Annotated in this window: 4 protein-coding genes; 2 read left to right on the forward strand and 2 right to left on the reverse strand. The window is 40.8% G+C overall.

All coding sequences use genetic code 11. The features are described 5' to 3' along the window. Window positions 1-277: 277 nt before the first annotated feature. Window positions 278-1,150: a sulfide/dihydroorotate dehydrogenase-like FAD/NAD-binding protein gene (locus tag J7K40_00360; GenBank protein MCD6160850.1), complete on the forward strand. Its 873-nt coding sequence runs from the start codon at window positions 278-280 to the stop codon at window positions 1,148-1,150. Between the two features lie 116 nt (window positions 1,151-1,266). Next, window positions 1,267-2,646 (forward strand): NADPH-dependent glutamate synthase, encoded by a 1,380-nt coding sequence (gene gltA / locus J7K40_00365; protein ID MCD6160851.1) that lies wholly within the window; start codon window positions 1,267-1,269, stop codon window positions 2,644-2,646. Between the two features lie 12 nt (window positions 2,647-2,658). Here gltA and J7K40_00370 read toward each other — a convergent pair whose 3' ends face one another. Together J7K40_00370 and J7K40_00375 are read right to left on the reverse strand one after the other, a co-directional pair. Next, window positions 2,659-3,159 carry a GspH/FimT family pseudopilin gene (locus J7K40_00370; protein MCD6160852.1) on the reverse strand — a complete coding sequence of 167 codons (501 nt, stop codon included), beginning with the start codon at window positions 3,157-3,159 and terminating at the stop codon, window positions 2,659-2,661. Between the two features lie 25 nt (window positions 3,160-3,184). Then, window positions 3,185-3,697 (reverse strand): hypothetical protein, encoded by a 513-nt coding sequence (locus tag J7K40_00375; protein MCD6160853.1) that lies wholly within the window; start codon window positions 3,695-3,697, stop codon window positions 3,185-3,187. Window positions 3,698-4,097: the final 400 nt, after the last annotated feature.

Consider the following 4,097-nt stretch of genomic DNA (forward strand, 5'->3'; position numbering starts at 1 on the left):
ACAAACGTCCCAGAATAAAATTAATCACCCCTAAAACCGGGTTTTTCAACAAGCCCTCAAGTTGGGAATGACGCGGACAGTGTGGAAATGACGCGGGCAGTGTGGGAATGACATCACTATAGCATTCGCCTAAGGCGGATAAAAGGCCGGACAGTAGTGATTTGAAATAAATAATTAATAATACGAGTTATTATTAAGAGATATTTTAAAGTAAAATCGCTTGCTTTTTTACTGCCAATTATTATTATCCTTAAAATTGAATAAACGTGGAGGAATAATGCCAAAGGTTTTAGATAACATACAGATAGGCCCGATGAACTGGAAGATGCGGATTGAAATCCCGAAATTGGTTTCTAAAGCTAAAGCCGGTCAATTTGTAATTATAAGAGTCAACGAACGGGGCGAACGCGTGCCAATGTCTATCGCCGGATTGGATAGAGACAACGGTGTGCTGACAATAGTATATCAGGTTGTCGGTAAAACATCAGCTTTGATGACCACAGTTTCTGCCGGCGGAGAGATTGCCGATTGTGTAGGCCCGCTGGGTGTGCCATCCCATGTGGAAAACTGGGGAACTGCCTGCGTAGTTGGCGGCGGCATTGGCATCGCGCCAATATATCCTATTGCTCAGGCATATAAAGAAGCTGGCAATAAATTGATTACCATTATCGGGTCGAGGTCTAAGGATATTTTATTTTATGAAGAAGAACATAAAACAATTGCCGATGAGTTTTATGTTTGCACCGATGATGGTTCGTATGGTCATCATGGTTTTGTCTCGGATGTACTTAAAAAACTTCTGGATGACAGCCAAAAAATAAAAATGATTATGGCAATTGGCCCGGTGCCTATGATGAGAGTTGTAGCCAACTTAACAAAAGGATATAATGTGCCTACCTGGGTATCATTAAATCCGATTATGATTGACGGCACTGGCATGTGCGGCTGTTGTCGCGTATCATTAAACGGTGAAACTAAATTTGCCTGCGTCGATGGACCCGATTTTGACGGCCATTTAGTAGATTTTGATCTTCTGACTAAACGTCTTAGCTCATATAAAAATCATGAAAGAAGAGCCATGAAAGAATTTTTAAATAGTCCCGAATGTAAATTGGCCAAATCGGTCAAGAGTTTTAAATATCCTGATTAATTGTTGATTACATATTTAGAAGGATAATTGGATTTTTAATAGATTTTCTATATACGGAGTTTATTGTGGTTGAAAAAATATCAAAAAAAGAGCGATTGAAAATACAGCGTCAGGAAATGCCGGGACAGGCTCCCCAGGAACGCAACAAAAATTTCAAAGAAGTGCCGTACGGATTATCTGAGGAACAGGCGCTAATCGAGGCGGCGCGCTGCTTAGAATGTAAAAAACAGCCTTGCATCGATGGCTGTCCGGTTGAGGTTGATATTCCCGCCTTCATAGATTTAATTCTTCAGAAAGATTATGCGGCGGCGGCGCGCAAGATAAAAGAAACCAACTCGCTTCCTGCTATATGCGGTCGGGTATGCCCGCAGGAAGAACAATGCGAAGCTAAATGTATTACAGGGAAAGCTAAAAATGGTACGCCTGTCGCTATCGGGTATCTTGAACGGTTTGTCGCCGATTACGAGCGCGACAACAACCTTGTGCAATTGCCCAAAATAGCGCCTTCAACAGGCAGAAAAGTAGCTATAGTAGGTTCCGGTCCCGCCGGTCTGACTGTTGCCGGCGATTTAGTTAAACTTGGCCATGATGTTACTATTTTCGAGGCTCTTCATAAACCGGGCGGTGTGTTAGTATATGGTATTCCCGAATTCAGACTTCCTAAAAATATTGTTCAAGCTGAGTGTGATTTTATGGCTCAGATGGGAGTAAAATTCGTTAATTCAGCGGTAATCGGAAAAACCGATACCATCGACGAACTTTTCGGGATGGGCTTTGACGCTATCTTTGTCGGTACCGGCGCAGGCTTGCCGAATTTTATGGGTATCCCCGGTGAAAACCTGATTGGCATTTACTCTGCCAACGAATACCTTACTCGCTCAAATTTAATGCGCGCCTTTGATTTTCCTACCTATGACACGCCTATTATTAAGGGTAAAAACGTAGCGGTTCTTGGCGGCGGCAATACTGCTATGGATTCGGTGCGAACAGCTTTGAGATTAGGCGCTGATAATGCCTACATCGTCTATCGCCGAAGCGAAAAGGAGATGCCTGCTCGAATTGAGGAGATTCATCATGCCAAGCAGGAGGGCGTACAGTTTCACCTGCTGACAACGCCGATCAAATATATTGATGACGGCGAGGGCAAAGTTAAAGAGATGGAATGCCTGCGTATGGAACTTGGCGAACCGGATGCCTCGGGACGTCGCCGTCCAGTGCCGATTGAAGGCTCGAATTTTATAATGAAAATCGACCTTGTAGTGGTAGCAATTGGCAATTCATCCAACCCCTTAGTCCAAAAAACCACTCCCGGACTCGAAGTTAACAAATGGGGCAATATCATTGTGAACGAAGAGACAATGCAAACCTCGAGGAAGGGTCTTTATGCCGGCGGCGATATTGTTACTGGCGGCGCCACTGTTATTTTAGCGGCAGGCGCAGGTAAAACCGCAGCCAGAGCAATGCATAAATATTTAATGGAAGAAGTTAAAAAGTAAACATTCGATCTGTCAACTGCTGCGTTCTAATTTAACTTTGCCTGTTGCCGCTAAGAGAGAAATAATAAAATACTCAGCCTGTTCAGGTCTTTCAATATCAATTGAGCCTGAGGTGGATGCCGAACCATCCGAGAAGAAAATCACTGTGTTATTATTGAATGTACAATCCGAATATTCAAAATTGGATTCCATGTCAATTGGTCCTTCGATAAGAGAATCAGCCCCATTACTATATATTGCGTTACTTGGCTGATGTGTATCCTTGAAGAAATAAAGCTGTTTATTGTCGACATCAAAGTATACTCCGTACTGATTATTTTCCGCCACAGCTTTACTTCGCGCCTGGCGAAGGTAATTCAGATTTTGTTTAGCTTCGCCTTTAAGCTTCATATTTGGAATCCAATCGAAAAAGCTGGGGGCTGCCATTGATGCCGTTATTCCTATTATAACAACAACAATCATCATCTCTAACATTGTAAACCCAGCCTGCTTATGATTTTTTATTCTATTCATTTTTCAACCTCATTATTAATTGTGCTTATAAATATTTCTTTAGTCTCACCGTTGTTGAATAACTTTTTCGGGCTATCTTGCTTGGCAAGTTATCCTTACAATTGACAAGCGTTATCTCAATTTGCGCTATGTCGGGGGTTAGCTCCAAATATCGAAGAGATTCTACGCCATCGATAATTATCTTAACGGAACCGTCAATCGATTCATAAAGAGCTCCGCAACCCTCGATATGATTCACATAATACATTATTTCAACATCATTATGCCGCAAGATTAGCGTATCAGATTTTTCGTTATGATTAATCTGCATCGGATTCTGGTTATTAGTGTTTGCATAACCGGCAAGTTTAAAATGATAACCGATTTTATCAAAGGCGCCTTTTGCCCGTACAGCCATTAAACTGGATATATCATCGCAATAAACTTGTTCGCTGTTGTTATAGTCAATATTCAGGATAGCGGTTGACAACACCGAAATAGAAATTACTAAAACCAGAAGTTTCACCATGATATTGCCTTTTATCCTTCCTGTTTTCATTAATATTGTCCTGACGCAAACTTATTGCAATTATAATGCCGCAGTATTGATAATAATTGCCAAACATAATATCTTATAAATCACTGACTTATAATACAGGCGACATATATGTTTAAAAATATATCCTATAACTTCAATTAATATATTGGAATATAGCAAATGAATATGGGAATAATCCAATAATGATATTGTATCATTGGCTAATATTTGTGAAAGGGCATATTAATCAGGATTTTGCAGTTGAATTATTGCTTTCGAATCACTGATGACCGGTTTTTTCCATAAAATTTTTGATAGTATTCACGCTACTGTCCGGTGTTTTCAGCAGAATTCTTGAATGATATATCACTACTGTCCGGCCTTTTGTCCGTCTTAGGCGGATGCTATAATGATGTCATTC

It is taken from the genome of Candidatus Zixiibacteriota bacterium (assembly GCA_021159005.1).
Classification (GTDB): domain Bacteria; phylum Zixibacteria; class MSB-5A5; order UBA10806; family 4484-95; genus JAGGSN01.

Bases quoted from the DNA above. Each gene is read 5' to 3' on its own strand.
- J7K40_00360 (MCD6160850.1), top strand. From the start codon at position 278: ATGCCAAAGGTTTTAGATAACATACAGATAGGCCCGATGAACTGGAAG.
- gltA (MCD6160851.1), top strand. From the start codon at position 1,267: ATGCCGGGACAGGCTCCCCAGGAACGCAACAAAAATTTCAAAGAAGTG.
- J7K40_00370 (MCD6160852.1), bottom strand. From the start codon at position 3,159: ATGAATAGAATAAAAAATCATAAGCAGGCTGGGTTTACAATGTTAGAG.
- J7K40_00375 (MCD6160853.1), bottom strand. From the start codon at position 3,697: ATGAAAACAGGAAGGATAAAAGGCAATATCATGGTGAAACTTCTGGTT.